This window comes from Streptococcus sp. 2741 (assembly GCF_013276315.1).
Taxonomy (GTDB): domain Bacteria; phylum Bacillota; class Bacilli; order Lactobacillales; family Streptococcaceae; genus Streptococcus; species Streptococcus pseudopneumoniae.
In genome coordinates this window covers 1-710 of sequence record NZ_VMKU01000098.1, presented here as the reverse complement: position 1 = coordinate 710, position 710 = coordinate 1, and the positions used below count along the sequence as shown (strand labels likewise).

General features: G+C 39.2%; 1 protein-coding gene. It reads right to left on the bottom strand.

Annotated features, from left to right (window positions below):
* Positions 1-170: 170 nt before the first annotated feature.
* Positions 171-644 carry an IS200/IS605 family transposase gene (gene tnpA, locus HT671_RS08955; protein ID WP_001140801.1) on the bottom strand — a complete coding sequence of 158 codons (474 nt, stop codon included), beginning with the start codon at positions 642-644 and terminating at the stop codon, positions 171-173.
* Between the last annotated feature and the right edge of the window lie 66 nt (positions 645-710).

Genomic DNA, 710 nt, shown 5'->3' with positions numbered 1-710 from the left:
TCCTAGTTTGCTCTTTGATTTTCATTGAGTGTAAGTCATAACCACCCGTGAAAACGGGTGGCTTGTACATCGGCTATAAGCCGTTTCTCTCCAGCGGCGTCTAAAGACGCTCGCTGAACTTCGTTCAGGTCGTGCTATATTACTTGACTAATGCCCGTCACAACGGGCTTTTACCTTGTTCTAAATCCGCCATCAGAAAACGGATCTTCATATTCTTTTACACTCAGCTTATCGAGTGCAATGTCATTCTTTTCCTGCTCGCGAATATATTTAGCTACGGTCTTTTCGTTTAGTCCAACGGTACTTACATAGTATCCCCTAGCCCAGAACTTTCGATTTCCATACTTATATTTTAAATTAGCGTGCTTATCAAATATCATCAATGCACTTTTGCTCTTGAGATACCCCATAAAATCGGAAATCGAAAGTTTGGGAGGTATCAGTACAAGCAGGTGTACATGGTCTGGCATCATATGACCTTCGATAATCTCCACGCCACGACAACCGCATAGATGTTTAATAATATCTATCAAATCCGACCTGACTTTGTAATATATCGCCTTACGGCGATACTTAGGTGTAAAAACTATATGATATTTGCACATCCATTTAGTATGTGATAAACTGTAACTGGTTTTAGCCATTTATTTTTCCTCCTTTATCTAACCTGAACAATTAGATTATACTTGGAAAAATAAATGGAAGCTAGA

Excerpts from the sequence above, each read along its gene's own strand:
- tnpA (WP_001140801.1), bottom strand. The coding sequence starts at position 644 with ATGGCTAAAACCAGTTACAGTTTATCACATACTAAATGGATGTGCAAA.